The sequence below is a fragment of the Phenylobacterium sp. genome, from assembly GCF_041916435.1.
Lineage (GTDB): Bacteria > Pseudomonadota > Alphaproteobacteria > Caulobacterales > Caulobacteraceae > Phenylobacterium.
This window is the reverse complement of sequence record NZ_JAYRZM010000003.1, coordinates 546930-562804: the sequence shown is the minus strand read 5'-3', so window position 1 is coordinate 562804 and position 15875 is coordinate 546930. Positions and strand designations below refer to the sequence as shown.

The 15875-nt window shown below is 72.1% G+C and carries 18 protein-coding genes and 1 pseudogene; 3 read left to right on the top strand and 16 right to left on the bottom strand.

What is annotated here, in order from left to right:
• Positions 1-3 precede the first annotated feature (3 nt).
• Both ACE3TA_RS11170 and ACE3TA_RS11165 read left to right on the top strand, forming a co-directional pair.
• Complete coding sequence (locus tag ACE3TA_RS11170; RefSeq protein ID WP_374573569.1) at positions 4-270, top strand: ATP synthase F1 subunit epsilon; 267 nt, start codon at positions 4-6, stop codon at positions 268-270.
• A gap of 222 nt (positions 271-492) precedes the next feature.
• Positions 493-1125, top strand: a complete 633-nt coding sequence (locus ACE3TA_RS11165) for a hypothetical protein (protein WP_374573567.1) — start codon at positions 493-495, stop codon at positions 1123-1125.
• 24 nt (positions 1126-1149) lie between these two features.
• Here the strand turns inward: ACE3TA_RS11165 and ACE3TA_RS11160 are convergent, their stop codons facing one another.
• The 9 genes from ACE3TA_RS11160 to ACE3TA_RS11120 form a co-directional block, all read right to left on the bottom strand.
• On the bottom strand, positions 1150-1929 hold the full coding sequence (locus ACE3TA_RS11160) for an alpha/beta fold hydrolase (protein WP_374573566.1): 780 nt from the start codon (positions 1927-1929) through the stop codon (positions 1150-1152).
• A 115-nt stretch (positions 1930-2044) separates the two neighbouring features.
• Positions 2045-2518, bottom strand: a complete 474-nt coding sequence (locus tag ACE3TA_RS11155) for an RNA pyrophosphohydrolase (RefSeq protein WP_374573564.1) — start codon at positions 2516-2518, stop codon at positions 2045-2047.
• On the bottom strand, positions 2515-3663 hold the full coding sequence (locus ACE3TA_RS11150; RefSeq protein ID WP_374573562.1) for a divergent polysaccharide deacetylase family protein: 1149 nt from the start codon (positions 3661-3663) through the stop codon (positions 2515-2517). The genes ACE3TA_RS11155 and ACE3TA_RS11150 overlap by 4 nt, the downstream gene beginning before the upstream one ends.
• Before the next feature lie 101 nt (positions 3664-3764).
• Positions 3765-5156: a S41 family peptidase gene (locus ACE3TA_RS11145; protein ID WP_374573560.1), complete on the bottom strand. Its 1392-nt coding sequence runs from the start codon at positions 5154-5156 to the stop codon at positions 3765-3767.
• A gap of 49 nt (positions 5157-5205) precedes the next feature.
• Complete coding sequence (locus tag ACE3TA_RS11140; protein ID WP_374573558.1) at positions 5206-6081, bottom strand: murein hydrolase activator EnvC; 876 nt, start codon at positions 6079-6081, stop codon at positions 5206-5208.
• 31 nt (positions 6082-6112) lie between these two features.
• Positions 6113-6577: a 23S rRNA (pseudouridine(1915)-N(3))-methyltransferase RlmH gene (gene rlmH, locus ACE3TA_RS11135; RefSeq protein ID WP_374573556.1), complete on the bottom strand. Its 465-nt coding sequence runs from the start codon at positions 6575-6577 to the stop codon at positions 6113-6115.
• Between the two features lie 10 nt (positions 6578-6587).
• The gene (gene rsfS / locus ACE3TA_RS11130; protein ID WP_374573691.1) at positions 6588-7004 is read right to left on the bottom strand and encodes a ribosome silencing factor; all 417 of its coding nucleotides are present in this window, start codon (positions 7002-7004) and stop codon (positions 6588-6590) included.
• Between the two features lie 75 nt (positions 7005-7079).
• Positions 7080-7739: a nicotinate-nucleotide adenylyltransferase gene (locus ACE3TA_RS11125; RefSeq protein WP_374573554.1), complete on the bottom strand. Its 660-nt coding sequence runs from the start codon at positions 7737-7739 to the stop codon at positions 7080-7082.
• Between the two features lie 15 nt (positions 7740-7754).
• The gene (locus ACE3TA_RS11120) at positions 7755-9320 is read right to left on the bottom strand and encodes an aldehyde dehydrogenase family protein (RefSeq protein ID WP_374573552.1); all 1566 of its coding nucleotides are present in this window, start codon (positions 9318-9320) and stop codon (positions 7755-7757) included.
• Between the two features lie 136 nt (positions 9321-9456).
• On the opposite strand from ACE3TA_RS11120, the gene ACE3TA_RS11115 reads away from it, so the two are divergent.
• Positions 9457-10257 (top strand): aminoglycoside 6-adenylyltransferase, encoded by an 801-nt coding sequence (locus ACE3TA_RS11115; RefSeq protein ID WP_374573550.1) that lies wholly within the window; start codon positions 9457-9459, stop codon positions 10255-10257.
• Positions 10258-10276: 19 nt separating this feature from the next.
• Here the strand turns inward: ACE3TA_RS11115 and proB are convergent, their stop codons facing one another.
• From proB to dmeF, 7 genes and pseudogenes are all read right to left on the bottom strand, one after another.
• A complete protein-coding gene (gene proB, locus ACE3TA_RS11110; protein WP_374573548.1) occupies positions 10277-11407 on the bottom strand; it encodes a glutamate 5-kinase in 1131 nt (376 codons plus the stop codon).
• Positions 11404-12465 (bottom strand): GTPase ObgE, encoded by a 1062-nt coding sequence (obgE, locus tag ACE3TA_RS11105; RefSeq protein WP_374573546.1) that lies wholly within the window; start codon positions 12463-12465, stop codon positions 11404-11406. The genes proB and obgE overlap by 4 nt, the downstream gene beginning before the upstream one ends.
• 61 nt (positions 12466-12526) lie before the next feature.
• Entirely contained in the window at positions 12527-13087 is a 561-nt protein-coding gene (locus ACE3TA_RS11100) for a biotin transporter BioY (protein WP_374573543.1), read from the bottom strand.
• Positions 13088-13126: 39 nt separating this feature from the next.
• A complete protein-coding gene (locus ACE3TA_RS11095; RefSeq protein ID WP_374573541.1) occupies positions 13127-13657 on the bottom strand; it encodes a GNAT family N-acetyltransferase in 531 nt (176 codons plus the stop codon).
• Positions 13658-13795: 138 nt separating this feature from the next.
• Positions 13796-14065 carry a 50S ribosomal protein L27 gene (gene rpmA, locus ACE3TA_RS11090; RefSeq protein ID WP_374573539.1) on the bottom strand — a complete coding sequence of 90 codons (270 nt, stop codon included), beginning with the start codon at positions 14063-14065 and terminating at the stop codon, positions 13796-13798.
• A 279-nt stretch (positions 14066-14344) separates the two neighbouring features.
• Positions 14345-14782 (bottom strand): annotated as a pseudogene (gene rplU, locus ACE3TA_RS11085) (50S ribosomal protein L21); the annotation flags it as partial.
• 137 nt (positions 14783-14919) lie between these two features.
• Entirely contained in the window at positions 14920-15870 is a 951-nt protein-coding gene (gene dmeF / locus ACE3TA_RS11080; protein ID WP_374573538.1) for a CDF family Co(II)/Ni(II) efflux transporter DmeF, read from the bottom strand.
• Positions 15871-15875: the final 5 nt, after the last annotated feature.

Here is a 15875-nt window from a genome sequence, read left to right as displayed (position 1 = left end):
CTGATGGCCGACAAGCTCCACTTCTCGCTGGTCTCGCCCGAGCGCGAACTGTTCTCGGGCGAAGTGGACCAGGTGGACGCGCCGGGCGCCGAAGGCGACTTCGGCGTGCTGGCTGGCCACGCGCCGTTCATGACCACCCTGCGCGAGGGCCGGGTCGTGGTGCGGAACGCCGCCCAAGTCACGGTGTTTGACCTCAAGGGCGGTTTCGCCGACGTGACGGCCGAGGGCCTGACCATCCTGGCCGAGCACGCCGTCGAAGCGGCCGCCTGACGTCTGGAGCGCGACGGGCGCGGGCGTGGTCGCCCGCCGCCTGACGGCGTTCCGGATTCAAACCGCCTCGGGGGCGCGTTCGAGCGGGAAAGCCGCTCAAGCCGCCGCCGATCATGCTCGAACGGGCTGAAATTCGCGCTGGGGGGCTTGCGAAGCCAGGCCGCCTTTAGTGTGATGCCGCGCGTTTGAAGTCAGGGCGTATTGAAGTCAGGGGAATTCGTGATGCGGACCGTTGTCGCCAGTCTGATCGTTCTTGCGGGGCTTAGCACCGCTGCGGTCGCCCAGCCTGCGGACGAGACGCAGGCGCCTCCCGCCGCCGAAGCGCCGGCCGCCGCGCCGGCTCCGGCGCCCGCCGACGACGCGGAGGCCCATCCGACGCTGCCGACCACCGGCGACGGCGCCGAGGTGATCTCGGTCATCAACAACATCTGCGTGCCCCTGGTGCACGGCGGCACGGTGGACGAGCTGGCCAAGCCGCTCGGCTTCAAGAAGAACAAGCGCGAAGGCACCTGGGTGAAGACCATGGGCGCCAAGCCCTATGAGATCTCGGTCCTGCCCAAGGGCGCCAACGAGAACGTCTGCAACGTGACGGTCCACTACGCGGTGGGCGAGGCCAAGCCGATCGTCAACGCGCTGAACATCTGGGCCTTCCTGCACCAGCCCGAGCTGCCGATGCAGCGCAACGACTTCGTCGTCGGCGCCGATGGCGTCAAGCGGGTCACCCTGTCGTGGGAGTACTTCACCGATCACCAGTCGACGGGCCTGGTGCTGGTGCAACTGAAGAACCCGGACGACAGCCCGATCGACAAGAAGTTCGACCAGGCCACGATCCTCTACAGCGAACGCAGCTTCTAAGCGGCGTTCGACGCCGGCCTCGCTTCAGCGCCGCGACGAGGCCGGCGCGCTGGCCTCCAGCCCCTCAAGCCAGCCGAGCACGATCTCGGCGACCTCCTGCCAGCCCGGTTCGCCCGGCAGCCAGTGGCTCATGCCCGGCAGCACCAGGAACTCGGCGCCGATGCGCTGGGCGGTCTGCTTGACCGTGGCCGGCGGATGCACGACGTCGCGCTCGCCCACCAGGGCCAGGGCCGGCGCCGAGGGCGTGCGCAGGCCGACGCTGGTGGTCATCATCGGGTCCATCCACCAGTTCAGCGTCTCCCAGACGGCGCGGCCGCTCTCGGGCCGCAGCCGCTCCAGGACGGGCCGCCGCTCGCCCTTGGGCATGCGGTCCAGGGAATAGTTGACCATCAGCCCCACGTCCGGCGGGATCGCGTGGAACCAGAAGGGGCCGAGCGCCTGCAGCCCCATGGCGGTGACGGCCTCCTCCACGGTCGAGCCGGTCACGCCCCAGGGGGCGGAAGGGGCCAGGAGCACCAGGGCGGCGAGGGGCGTGCGGCGCGCGGCGAGCTGGGCCACCAGCCCGCCCATGGAGTGGCCCAAGAGGATCGGCGGCTCGTCCAGCCCGGCGCAGAAGGCCATGATGTCCTGGGCGAAGTCGCTCATGGAGACGCCGGCCACCGACTGGGGCGGCTCGTCCGCGCCGTGGCCGCGCAGGTCCGGACAGAGCACCTGGTGCCCCGCCGCCTCGAACGGAACCCGAAAGTCGTCGAACACCCAGCCGCCGCAAAAGGCGCCATGCACCATCACTACAGGCGCCGGCATCGAACCCCCGTCTCAGCGTTGCTCATCGCCCCGACCGTGGGCGCAGGTCCATGATCAATCACCAGTATTTCCCCGAGGTGCAAGCCTTTCAGGCCGCGCCGGAGCCCCGGCCCGCCTATCCGGCGAAAACGCGGAAGGCCTCGGCCACCGTCAGATAGATCTGCCGCTTGAACGGCACCACCACCTCGGCCGCCTCGTCCAGCGCGGCCCAGCGCCAGGCGTCGAACTCCTGGGGCGGATGGGCGAGGAGATCGATCTCGTCCTCCTCGCCGTCGAAACGCGCGGCGAACCACACCTGGCGCTGGCCCTTCCAGCCCCTGGCCTGCTTGGATCCGCCGTGATCGGGGGGAAAGTCGTAGGTCAGCCAGTCGTCCGTGCGGGCCAGCACCGTCGCCGAGGTCACGCCGGTCTCCTCGGCGAGCTCGCGCAGGGCCGCAGACTGCAGGTCCTCGCCGTCGTCGACGCCGCCTTGGGGGAACTGCCAGTTGTAGGGGGCGGGCGTATTGTTCCGGCGGCCCAGCCAGACGTGGCCGTCGGGATGGAACAGCACCACGCCCACGTTGGGGCGATAGAGCGCCAGATCGGTCATTTGCGCCCCATCAGCGCCGAGGCCGGCGCGAGCTGGTAGCCGCGCTGCTGCACCTGGGCGGCCCAGCGCGCGACCTCCTCGATCGTCACCGGATAGGCGAAGCCCGAGCCCAGCGCCTGGCCGTGCTGCAGGGCGCCGGCCTCCAGGGCCAGCAGCTGCTGGTCGATCGCGTCCTCGGAAAGCTGGTCGTCGATGATCCGGTCGGCCGAGGCGCGGGGGACGCCGGCGCCCCTGCGCGCGGCCGAACCGTCGTCGATGAAGGCCAGGCCGCGGGTCTTCAGCGCGCCGGTGAAGGCGGCCATGGCCTTGTCGGAGGCCAGGAAGCGCGAGCCCAGGTAGTTGGTCAGGCCGAAGTAGCCGGTGGCGCGCGACAACAGCCACTCCAGCTTGCGCACGGTGTCGCCGGGCGGGGCGGCGGCCATCAGGGTGTAGGGGCCCGGATCGTTCTCCGGATAGTCGGTGGGCTCCATGGGCGCTTCCAGCAGCACCTCATGGCCGTTCTCGCGGGCCAGGTCGATCCAGCCCTGCAGCCCCTCCGAATAGGGCACGAACGACAGGGTGATCTCGCCCGGCAGGGTCTCGATGGCCTCGCGCGTGGCCTTGGCGTTCAGGCCCAGGCCGCCGATCACCAGGGCGATCTTCGGCCGCCCGTCGGAGGTGAAGGGCCGCGCATAGGCCTCGGCCGGCGTGCGCCCGTCGGCGGCGATGATCGGCAGGGGGCCGTTCGGGCCCTGGGTCTGCAGGCCGGCGATCGGCGCCGGCGGCAGGGCCGCGCCATGATGAGCCTGGGCGCCCGGCAGGGTGATCACCGCCTGGCCCTCGATGGGCTGGGGCTTCTCGGAGAGCTGGTAGAGCTCCTCGGTCACCGTCTGGCGGCCGGGCTGTTCCTGCACCAGGGCCTCGCGCCAGCCGGCCGGGGCGGCGCTGGCGGCGATCTTGGCCAGCGAGATGCGCACCTGCGGCTCGCCCGCCTTGGGATCGCCGGCGATGGCGATCAGGGCGACGAGGGCGGCCAGCAGCAGGACGGCCGCGCCGCTGGCGCCGACATAGGGGTTGGCCAGAGCCGCGCGTGCGCCTTCCGGCGCGCTCCACCGGGGGCGGGCGACAGGGGCGGCGGCCGGCTTGAGGGACTTCTTGGAGAACATGGCCCGGGATGCGAATGGCGGCCCCTGGAACGTGTCCCGATATGGTTAATGAAGCGCTTAACGCAAAGGGCCCGGCGCGGGACGCCGAGCCCTGATCGCGCCTATTTGTTGACGGCCGGGGCCTCGGAGCCCTTCACCTTCGGCGAGGTGATCTCGGCGAGCTTGGCCGTGGGCTTGGGCATCTTCGGCGTGGCGGCCACCGAGCCGTACTTCAAGACGTCCTCGGCGCGGACGAGCTGGAAGTCCTTCTTCGGATCGAAGCTTTCCGGCGGCTCCTCGGCCGGCTCGTGGGCGCCCTCGCGCACCTTGCCCTCGTCGGCGTTCAGCGCGTTGCGCAGCGACGCCTCGCTGAACTGGAAGGCCCGGTTGGCGATGGCCTGGGCCTCCTCGCGGCTGGAGGCGACCTCCAGGTCCGGGGTGATGCCGGTCTTCTGGATGGAGCGGCCCGAGGGGGTGTAGTAGCGCGCCGTGGTCAGCTTCAGCGCCCCGTCCATGCCGCCGCGCAGGGGGATGACGGTCTGCACCGAGCCCTTGCCGAAGGTGGTCAGGCCCACCAGCTCGGCGCGCTTGCGGTCCTGCAGGGCGCCGGCGACGATCTCGGCCGCCGAGGCCGAGCCGGAGTTCACCAGCACCACCATCTTCAGACCCTGGGCCTCGTCGCCGGGACGGGCGTTGTAGCGCTCCACGTCGCGCGGATCGCGGCCGCGTTGGGAGACGATCTCGCCGCCGTCGAGGAACATGTCGGCCACGCCCACGGCCTGGTCGAGCAGGCCGCCGGGGTTGTTGCGCAGGTCGAGGATCAGACCCTTCATCTTCGGGTCCTCGGCGCGAATCTTGGCCAGGGCCGCCTCGGCGTCCTCGGTGGTGCGCTCGTTGAACGAGGAGATGCGCAGATAGCCGTAGTCGCCCTCGAGCCGGGCCACCGCCGACTTCGGCTTGATCACCTCGCGCACGACCTTCACGTCGAACGGATCGGTCTTCTCGCGGGCGATGGTCAGGGTGACGGCCTCGCCGGGCTTGCCGCGCATTTCCTTGACCGCGTCGTTGACGCTCATGCCCAGGACGCTCTCGCCGTTGACGGCGGTGATGTAGTCGCCGGCCTTGATGCCGGCCTCGGCGGCCGGGGTGCCGTCCATCGGCGAGATCACCTTGACCACGCCGTCCTCGCTGGTGACCTCGATGCCGAGGCCGCCGTATTCGCCGCGCGTCTGGTCGCGCATGTCGTCGAAGCTCTCGGGGTCCAGATATCCGGAGTGCGGATCGAGCGAGGTGAGCATGCCGTCAATGGCGGCCTGGATCAGCTTGGTGTCGTCGACCTGGGTCACGTACTGGCGCTCGACGGTGTCCAGCACGTCGCCGAACAGCTCGAGCATCTGATAGGTCTTGGTGCGCGGCTGGACCGTGGCCGAGGCCGCGGCCTGCTGGCTGAGGTAGGCCATGGAGCCGGCGCCCATGGCGAAGGCCGAAATGCCGATCAGAAGGTACTTCTTCATCTGCCTGCCTACAGGCTCCCTTGCGACGGACATGCGTCGCTCACGCGTTTCAGCCCCCTCGGCCGTCTTCTGCATTGGGGCTCATCCAGCGTCGCGGATCAACTGGCTCTCCGCGCTGTCGAACCTCGAAATAGAGATCGGCGGACGATTGTCTCGCATCAGGCATCCAACCGACAGTCTGGCCCGGCGCGACGGATTGTCCGACCTGAAGGGGCGAGCGGTCCAATCCGGCGAGCACCAGGTGATATCCGCCCAGCATTCGTAAAATAACGATGACGCCCCAGCCCTTCACCGGGGAGACGTACTGCACCAGCCCGGTGGCCGGCGCCTGAACGCGGGCGTTGCGCCCGGCGCGGAAGGTCAGGCCCTCCGTGCGGCCGCCGCCGACCGCCTTGTCGCCGAAGCCGTGGATCACCGGCCCGGCCACGGGGACGAGCAGCTCCTTGGGCGGGCTCACCAGTTCCTTCTCGAGCCTGGCGCGCGCTTGTTCGAGTTCGGCCCGATCCAGGGTCTCGGGCGTGGTGTGGTCGGCGGCCTCGCTGTCGGCGGTGAACACGGTGGCGCTGGCCACGGCGGCCAGGCGGCGCTGGCGGGCGATCTCCACGGCCTCGGCCGCGTAGGACCGCGCGCGGTCCTGCAGCGCCGGCGTCATCGCCTTGACCAGGATCGCCGCGCGCACGGCGTCCTTGGCGTCCTGCGGGCTCACCAGCAGCGCCGGCGGCGGATCGCGCCGGATCTGCACCAGGACGCTGAGGAGCCGGGCGATGCGGTTGAGGTTCTTGCCCTGCTCGGCGTTCAGCTCGGTCTCGCGCAGGTTCAGGTCGGCCAGCCGTTCGCGGGCGCGGTCGGTCTGGGCGAGCGCGGCGCAGCCCATCGCGACCATCAGGGCCAGGGCGGCGGGCATGGCGATCCGGCGGCGAACCATGGTCCAGGCTTAAGCGCGCGCCTGCGTCGCCTCAATCCCGATGATAGGGACTTCCGGCCAGAATGGTGACGGCGCGGTAGATCTGCTCGGCCAGCATGGCGCGGGCGAGCGCATGGGGCCAGGTCTGCGGGCCGAACGCGAGCTTGCCCTGGGCCTCGGCCAGCAGGGCCGGATCCAGCCCGTCGGCGCCGCCGATGACGAAGGCCAGGCGGCGCACGCCGTCGTCGCGCAGTCGGCCGATCTCCGCGGCGAAGTCGCGCGAGGGACGCGCCGCGCCGTGCTCGTCGCAGGCGACGACGTGGGACTGGACCAGATGCGGGCGCAGGGCTTCGGCCTCGGCCGCCTTGCCGGCCTTGCGCGGCTCCACCTCGACCACCTCCACCGGACCCAGGCCCAGGGCGCGGCCGGCCGCCCCGGCCCGCTCCGCGTAGAGCTTGACCAGCTCGGTCTCGGGAGAACGAGCCAGCCGGCCGATGGCGACAATGGCGATCTTCACAAGCGGGCGGTCAGTTCGCCGCGCTGCGGGCCGGCGGCTCCACCGACCAGATCTTCTCGATGTTGTAGAAGGCGCGCACCTCGGGGCGGAACAGGTGGATGATCACATCCCCCGTGTCGATCAGCACCCAGTCGCAGTGCGGCATGCCCTCGACCCGGGCGCGGCCGTAGCCGTGCTCCTTCAGGGCGCGCAGCAGGTGGTCGGCCATGGCGCCGACGTGCCGATGCGAGCGGCCGGACGCCACGATCAGGCCGTCCGCCACAGCGCTCTTGCCTCTGAGGTCGATGAAAACGACGTCCTGGGCCTTGTCGTCGTCCAGACGGGCCAGGATCAGATCTTCCAAGGCGCCGACGCGTCCCTGGTCCTCCGGGGAGGGCTCGGCGGGGCCGATGTCCTCCTGCGCGCGCGGCGCGGGTTGGGTGTTCAGCGGGATGCTCCTCTAGTCCTCGCGACCCGCAGGCTAACACAGACTGAGGCCTTGGTCAGGCGCCTGTTTCGCGTGTCACGGGACGGTCCGTCCCATGCGCTCGCGCAGGGCCGTCGAGGACTGGAAATTCAAGGGTCCGCGCAGGAAGGTCCAGCGCGGCGTCGTCGAGCCGGGCAGCAGCGCGGCGCGGGCCGAGGAGAGCCGGGCCGAGGCGAAGCGGCGGGCCGCCGGCGAGGAACGGCTCTTCAGGGAGATCCAGGGGCGCGAGACCACGGCGACGGGCACCTCGCGCATGATCTGGGTCCAGCCGCGCCAGCGGTGGAAGTTTGCCAGGCTGTCGGCGCCCATGATCCAGACGAACTTCACCCCCGGATAGCGGGCCTTCATCACGCGGATGGTGTCGACCGTGTACTGGGTGCCGATGCGGCTCTCGACGTCGGAGACGATCATGCCGCGGCCGCGGGCCTGGCGGCGCGCGCCGGCCAGGCGATGGGACAGGTCGGCCGTCTCGCGGGTGGATTTCAACGGATTCTGCGGCGAGACCAGCCAGATCACCCGGTCCAGGTGCAGCCGCCGGCGCGCGGTCTCGGCCACGTGGGCGTGGCCCTCGTGCGCGGGGTTGAACGAGCCCCCGTACAGCCCGACGCGCATGCCGGGCGCGAGCGAGAAGCCCGGGCGCAGCATGGCGGGCCGGCCGGCCTCAGGGACGCGGCGAGCCGGTCCGGCGAACCACATGGCGAAGTGTCTGCTTCAAGGGGTGGGCGCTCCGCCCCGGTCCAGGTGCGCGTCGTCCTGCACCACGCGGCTGCGCACGGTGAACACGCCGTCGCCGGCCAGGACGCCGCCGCGGGCGAAGAGGCGCCCGTGCTCCCAGTTCGAGAGGCCGAGCTCGGGCTTGTCCAGGGCGTACTGGCCATCCACCCAGCGGGTGAAGCCGTCGCCGACGAACGGGGCGTTGACGCTCTCGTAGAAGCGGCGCTGGGCGTCCGCGTCCCCTGAGATCAGGCTGGCGGTGAACTGGGGGCTGTAGCGGTTGAAGAGGCCGACGGCCTGGTCCAGGTCGTCCACCACCGCCAGCGTGACCTCGGGGGTCTCCTCCCACTCCCATTCGCGGCCGAGGTCGGCTTCGGCCAGGCGTTCGACGAGAGGCTCCTCGCAGGGGCCCTCAGCGCGGGAGACGAGGGTGCGGGCGCCCATCCAGTCGGCGGGAATCCAGCCCTGCGAGCCCTCGACCACGTGCAGCTTGGCGCCGTGGCCGCGCCGCTCGCCGGCCTGATGCAGGGCCTTCAGGAACAGGGGAACCAGCGCCTCGGCGCGCTCGCGCACGATGCAGCAGACGTTGAGCGTGTTGCACACCTTGCGGTCCAGGGAGTGGAACACCGCGGCGTGGAAGCGGACCGGGTCGGCGCCGGCGTCGGCGATCATCCAGGCGCCGCCTGTGCCGTGCAGGCTGACGGCGGTCCCGGCCTGGCGGGCGATGGCGCCGAGCTGGGCGACCGCGGGGCCGGAGCCGCGGGCCACGGCCAGGGACAGGCGCGTGTCGCAGAACATCGACCAGCCGGCGGCGTGGGCGGCCGAATCCACCAGGGCCGCGGCGCCGGCGGGCAGGCCGGCGGCGGCGATGGCGGGGTCCAGGGCGTGCTCGACGATGGCGCGGGCGGTGCCCAGCGCGTCCGAGCCGATGCGGAAGACCACGGTGTTGCCGGTGCGCAGGACGCCGGTGGCGTCGGCGAAGACGTTGGGACGGCCCTCGAACACGAAGCCCACCACGCCCAGCGGCGCCAGGGTCTGCTCCACGCGCCAACCGTCGTGGCGGACGGTCTCGATCACCCGGCCGCGGGCGGCGGGCGCGCTCGCCCAGGCGCGCAGGCCGGCGATCATGTCGCGGCGCATGGCCTCGGAGGCGACAAGGCGGGTGGTGGAGCGGCCGCGGGCCCTGGCGCTCTCCACGTCGGCGGCGTTGGCCGCGGCGATCTTCGCCCAGCGCGCGTCATCGGCGAGGTTGGCGGCGAAGGCCTCGAAGAAGGCGGTGATAGCCGCGTCGGACACCTGGCCCATCCGCTGGAACGCGGCGTGGGCGCGGCCCACGGCGGCCTCGGCGACGGCGGCCTCGGCGGCGGGCACGTGCAGGAGGGCGCCGGTGTCCTGCACCACCACCAGCCGGTCGCCGGGGCGGAAGGCGGCGGCGAGCGCCGGCGTGACGTGGGCCACCTTGTCGCCGCCGTAGATCACGGCCATGCCGGGGACCAGCGCCTCCAGCCGGGCGGAGGGCCCGGCGGCGTCAGTCGAGGCGGTCCTGGCGGCGGCGTCGTCCATCGTCCGTGTCCGGTCCGATATGCTCAAGTTGAGCCTTAGTAGGCGCAATGGGCCCGCGCGGCAAATCCGATGAGTCGCCTTTGCGTTGGTGAAGACGCGTCTTAGGGTGCCGCCAGACAATGCAGGGGTGTGTTTCATGGCTCAGCGGGATGAGCTGATCGACGCCGTGGCGACGCGCGCGCAGGGCGACGAGCGCGTGCGCGCGCTGTTCCTCGGCGGCAGCCTGGGGCGCGGCGAGGGCGACGATTTCAGCGACGTCGACCTGATCGCCGTGGTGGGGGCGGACGATCACAAGGCCTTCGTCGCCGAGGCTCTGCCGTGGGTCGAGGCGGCCGTCGAGATCGTCAACTGGAAGGCGCCCCATCCACCGCTGCCGCTGTTCACCGCCATCACCGCCGACTGGGCGCGGCTGGACCTGACGGTGACGGTCCCGGGCGTGGTGAGCGGCGCGCGCGACGAGCTCAAGCCGCTGATCGACCGGGACGGGGTGCATGAGGCCCTGCGCCCGCGCCGGCGCGAGGGCGGGCCGGACCCCCAGCGGCTGGACGTCCTGGTGCGCGAGTTCCTGCGGGTGCTGGGGCTATTGTCGGTGGTCGTGGGCCGCGGCGAGGTGGCCGTGTCGGTCACCGGCGCGGGGCTGCAGCGCCAGGCGATCATCTCGCTCCTGGTGGAGGAGCAGGGCCTGCCCACGCCGCCCGGAGCGCTGTCGCTGTCCCGCGTCCTGCCGCCGGACGACCTGGAGCTGGCCACCGGCCTGCCGCTCGCCGCGGCCGACATGGATTCGGTGATCGACACGCACCTGGCCTATGCGCGCATCTTCCTGCCCCGCGCCCGCGCCCTGGCCGAGCGCATCGGCGCGCCCTGGCCGGACGCCTTCGAGGCGGCCACGCGGGCGCACCTGAAGCGCGCGATCGGGCGCGACTGGGGCTGCGCCTGAGGGCTTCGGGCGCGGGCCGTCAGGCCTTGGCGCGATCGGCGAGCGCCAGGTCGTCCACGTGGATCAGCGGGCCGGCGGTGTAGCCCAGCACGGCCTCGATGGCGTCGGACTTGAGCCCGCAGACCCGCTCGGCGTCGGCGGCGTCGTAGCGGCTGAGGCCGCGGCCCACCTCGCGGCCGGCCTCGTCGCGGATCACCACCGCGTCGCCCTTGCCGAAGCGGCCCTCCACGCGGCGCACGCCCGCCGCCAGCAGGCTCTTGCCGCGTCCCAGCGCCTGGGCCGCGCCCTCGTCGACGATCAGCGCCCCGCCGGGCGCGAGGGAGCCGGCGATCCAGGCCTTGTAGGCGGCGGCCGGCGTGGTGGCGGGCTCGATCACGGTGGACCGCTCGCCCTCTTCCACGGCCTTCAGCGGCGCGGGCCGGGTTCCCAGGGTGATCACCGTGGCGCAGCCGGCGGACTGGGCGATGCGGGCGGCGGCCAGCTTGGTGGCCATGCCGCCGGTGCCCACGCCCGCGCCGGCGTTGGCGCCGCCGGCCATGGCCTCGATCTCGGCGGTCAGGCGCTCGATGCGCGCCAGGTGGCGCGCGTCCGGCTCGCGCCGGGGGTCGGCGGTGTAGAGCCCGTCGATGTCGGACAGCAGCACCAGGACGTCGGCGCCGATCATCTGCGCCACGCGGGCGGCCAGGCGGTCGTTGTCGCCGTAGCGGATCTCCTCGGTGACCACGGTGTCGTTCTCGTTGATCACCGGGATCACGCCCAGGTCCAGCAGGGTCTCCAGGGTGGCGCGGCCGTTCAGCCAGCGGCGGCGGACCTCGGTGTCGTCGCGGGTGAGCAGCACCTGGGCCACGGCCAGGCCATGCGGCTCGAACGCCTCTTCCCAGGCGCGCATCAGGCCGGACTGGCCGGCGGCGGCGGCGGCCTGCTTCTCGGGGATGGTCAGGGCCCGGCGCCCCAGCCCCAGCCGCCGGCGGCCGAGCGCGATGGAGCCGGAGGAGACCACCAGCACCTGCTGGCCGCGCGCGCGCAGGCGGGCGGCGTCGGCGGCGAAGGCGGCGAGCCAGGCGGCGTCGGCCGATCCGCCGCCGGCGCCGGCCACCAGGGCCGAGCCGACCTTGACGACGACGCGCCGTGCGCGATCCAGGCCGCTCACGGGGTCCAGCCCCCGGACTCGGGCGCGGCGTCCTCGTCCTCGTCCTCATCCTCGACGGCTTCGGCGCGGCGCAGGCGCACCTCGGCGTAGGCGGCGCGCAGCAGCTCGGTGACGCCCTCGCCGGACACGCCGGAGACGAGGAACGGCCTCTTGCCGCAGGCGGCTTCCAGCTCGGCGGCCTTGGCCGCGCGGGTCTCCGCGTCCAGGGCGTCGATCTTGTTGAGCGCCAGGAATTCGGTCTTGTCGGCCAGGCCCTCGCCGTAGGCGTCCAGCTCGTGGCGCACGGTGCGCCAGGCGCCGACGACGTCGTCCTGGGTTCCGTCCACCAGGTGGATCAGGCTGGCGCTGCGCTCCACATGGCCGAGGAAACGCGTGCCCAGCCCCGCGCCCTCCGAGGCGCCCTCGATCAGGCCGGGGATGTCGGCGATCACGAAGCGCTCGCTGGGCGACAGGTCGACCACGCCGAGGTTCGGCGCGAGCGTGGTGAAGGGGTAGTCGGCGATCTTCGGCTTGGCGGCCGAGGCCGCGGCCAGGAAGGTGGACTTGCCGGCGTTCGGCAGGCCCACCAGCCCCACGTCGGCGATCAGCTTCAGGCGAAGCCAGATCGCCCGCTCCTCGCCCTCCTGGCCGGGATTGGCGTGGCGCGGGGCCTGGTTGATCGGACCCTTGAAGTAGGTGTTGCCGAAGCCGCCGTTGCCGCCCTTGCACAGGCGCATGCGCGCGCCCAGGTGGTCGAGGTCGGCGATCAGCGTCTCCTTGTCCTCGTCCAGCACCTGGGTGCCCACGGGCACCTTCAGCACCACGTCGGCGCCGTTGGCCCCGTGGCGGTTCTTGCCCATGCCGTGGCCGCCGGTCTCGGCGCGGAAGTGCTGCTGGTAGCGGTAGTCGATCAGGGTGTTGAGGCCGTCGACCGCCTCGATCCACACGTCGCCGCCCTTGCCGCCGTCGCCGCCGTCGGGGCCGCCGTACTCGATGAACTTCTCGCGCCGGAAGGACACGGCGCCGCCGCCGCCGGAGCCGGAGCGGACGTAGATCTTGCACTGGTCGAGAAACTTCATGCCGCGCCTTTTGAACCAGCCGGAGCCGCCCGTCGAGCGGCCCGATTCGCCCGGGCCTGCGTCAGGCCAGCGCGCGCAGGGCCGGGGCGGCCAGCTTCACGCTCGCCGCGGCGGCCAGGCTCTTGACCGCCGCGCCGGGCAGGAACGGCCAGACCCCTCCGCTCCAGGCCTTCGCCGGGCCGATGCGCGTGGCGAGCCAGGCCCATCCCAGAGCCAGGATCACGGCGTGCGCGGCCAGGAAGAGGCCGGTGAGCCCCGCCCAGCCCTGCAGGGCTGGACGCCGCGCCAGCCAGGCCGTCGCCGTCCCGGCGACGAGGAAGCCGGCCAGGAAGCCCGCCGTCGGTCCGGCGAGGGCCGACAGTCCGCCGGCGCCGCCCGCCAGCAACGGCAGGCCGAGCGCGGCCTGGCCGAGCCAGATGACGATCGCCTCGAAGGCCAGCCGGGGCCCGGCCAGGGCCGCGACCGTCAGCAGCGCATAGGTCTGCAAGGTCATGGGCGCGGGGACCATGGGCAGGGCCGCCCACGAGGAGGCCGCCAGCACCCAGCTCAAGGCGAGCGCCAGGACCACGCGCCAGACGATCGGCCGTCCCTGGAGGAGAACGGCGAGGGGAGCGGGCTGCATGGCGGGCCTCCTCACAGGCTGCGGGGCGCGGGCTCACGGTCAGGCGAGCCACACCATGGTGCGCGCCGGCGCCGGCTCGGCCCGCGCGCGGGACCGGCCGAGCACGACTTCGCCGGTGTAGAGGAAGCCGGCCTTGCACAGAACCTCGCCCGAGGCGGGGTTGTCGGAGAAGTGGCGGGCCATGACGTAGCGGCGGCTCCAGTCGCGCGAAGCCCAGGTCAGCGCCCCGAGGACCGCTTCGGTGGCGAAGCCGCGCCCGCGGTGCGGCGCGCCGATCCAGTAGCCCAGCTCGGTGCGGCCGTCCTCCATGGGGTGGAAGCCCAGCATGCCGATGAGCTGGCCGTCATGGTCGATGGCGAAGCTGGCGCGCGTCGTCGCGTCGAGTTCGACCGCCCTGTCCAGAAATTCCCTTGCATCCTCAATGGTGTAGGGATGCGGGATGGAAGAGGTCATGCGAGCGATCTCGAGGTCGCCGGCCAGCGCGGCGAGGCGGTCGGCGTCGCGCGGGGTCGGCGCGCGCAGCGCCAGGCGTTCGGTTTCGACGATCGGTGAGACGTCGTGGTCGACCATCTCGTCCTCCTCCCCCAAGCCTGAGGCCATGGGGCGCAAAAGCAAAGCGGGGAGCCCGGCGCGCCGGACTCCCCGCTTGGTCTCACGTCCGGTTTGCCTGATTGCGTCAGGGCGAAACCGGAAAGTGGAGGTTTCGCCTTATTCGGCGGCCATAGTCTCCGGCACCACGGTCACGTAGGTGCGGTCGTCGCGCTTGGTGACGAACTTCACGGCGCCGGCGGCGGTCGCGAAGAGGGTATGGTCCTTGCCCATGCCGACGTTGTCGCCGGCGAAGAACTTGGTGCCGCGTTGGCGGATGATGATGTTGCCCGGGACGACCGCTTCGCCGCCGAACTTCTTCACGCCGAGACGGCGGCCATCAGAATCGCGCCCGTTGCGCGAGGAGCCGCCCGATTTCTTGTGAGCCATAGCGCTCTCCTAAACCTTTCAGCGGACGCCCTACTCGGCGTCCTTCTCCGTCTTCTTGGCGGCGGCCTTCTTCGGCGCAGCCTTCTTTTCACCCGCGTCGGCCTCGTCGGACGCCTTGGCGGCGGCCTTCTTCGGAGCCGCGGCCTTCTTCGGGGCGGCTTCGGCCTTCTCGACGATCTTGGCCTCGACGTGGCCGCCCTCGTCGGACACCACCACGGTTTCGACCTCGACGTTCTCCGGCGTCACGGCCTCGTCCGCCTTCTTGGCGGCGGCCTTCTTGGCCGGGGCCTTGGGGGCCTCGGCGGCCACCGGCGCGGCGACTTCGATCGACAGGCCGCGGGCGCGCGCGTCGAGCACGGCCTTGGGCGTCAGGTCGACTTCGCCGTCCCAGGTCTCGGACTTGCCGGCGCCGGCGATGGCGGTCACCCGCAGCACCGACTCGGTCTGGCGATGGCCGCGGGTGCGGCGGTAGCCCTGGCGACGGATCTTCTTGAAGATCTTAACCTTCTCGCCCTTGCGGGTTTCGATCAGGGTCGCGCTCACCGAAGCGCCGTCCACGGTCGGGGCGCCCACGGTCACCGCTTCGCCCTCGCCCAGCATCAGGACTTCGCCGAACGCCACCTTGGCGCCGGGTTCGCCCTCGAGCTTTTCGACCACGAGCAGATCGCCGGCCTTAACTCGGTACTGCTTGCCGCCGGTCTTGATCACCGCGTACATCGTTCGCGCCTTAAGTTCTTATAGTGAGTGCGTTGTCGCAGAATGGAATACGCCCGCGAGAAGCCCCGCGGGCGAGAGGCGCGGACTTATACAGAGGCGCTCGCCTGAGTCAACGCGCCAGTGGCCTTCCCACACGCTCATGCGGCCGGCGCGGCGCGCAGTTCGATGGTCACGTGGCTGAGCCCCGGCAGGCCGGCCAGGCGGGCGCGATAGGCCTCTGCCGTGCGGCTGTCCCCGCCGGCCAGGGTGACGATCGCGGCGTGGTGGCCCGGGCCCAGCCGCCACAGGTGCAGATCCAGCACCCGCGCGCCGTCGCCTTCCAGCCGCCGGCGCACCTCCGCGGCCAGTTCGGGGCTGGGATTCATGTCGAGCAGGGTCGCGCCGGCCCGGCGCAGCAGGACATAGGCGAACTGGCCGATCAGGAGGGCGCCGACGACGCCGGCGGCCGGGTCGGCCCAGCTCCAGCCCAGGAGGCGGCCGGCCGCGAGGCCCAGGATCGCCAGGGCGGACACGGCGGCGTCGGCGGTCAGGTGCAGGTGGGCGACGCTGAGGTTAAGGTCGCCGTGCTCGTCGTGATCGTGGTCCCGGCGCGCGGGACGCAGGAGCCAGGCGCTGAGGAGATTGACGGCCAGGCTCGCGCCGGCCAGCGGCAGGGCCGCGTCGTAGCCCACGTCAGCGGGGGCGAACAGGCGCCCCAGGCTTTCGGCCAGCACCAGGATGGCCGTCACGGCCAGAACCACCGCGTTGGCGAAGGCCGCCAGGTAGCCGAACTTGCCGGCGCCGAAGGTGAAGCGGCGGTCGGCGGCGTAGCGGCGCGCCAGGGCGTAGGCCGCCGCGGCCACGGCCAGGGCGGCGACGTGGCCGGCCATGTGCAGGCCGCCGGCCACCAGCGCCATGGAGTTGAACGCCAGGCCGCCGGCCACCTGCATGGCCAGGCTGGCCACGCAGATCGCCGCCACCAGGCGGGTGCGCCGCTCATTGCGCGCATGGTCCGCGCCCAGGTAGGTGCGGTCCGCCCGGAAGGCGTCAAGGCTCGTCTCGGCGCTCGTCTCGGCGTCGACGGTCTGACCGGGGGTATGGGCGTTCAAGGGCC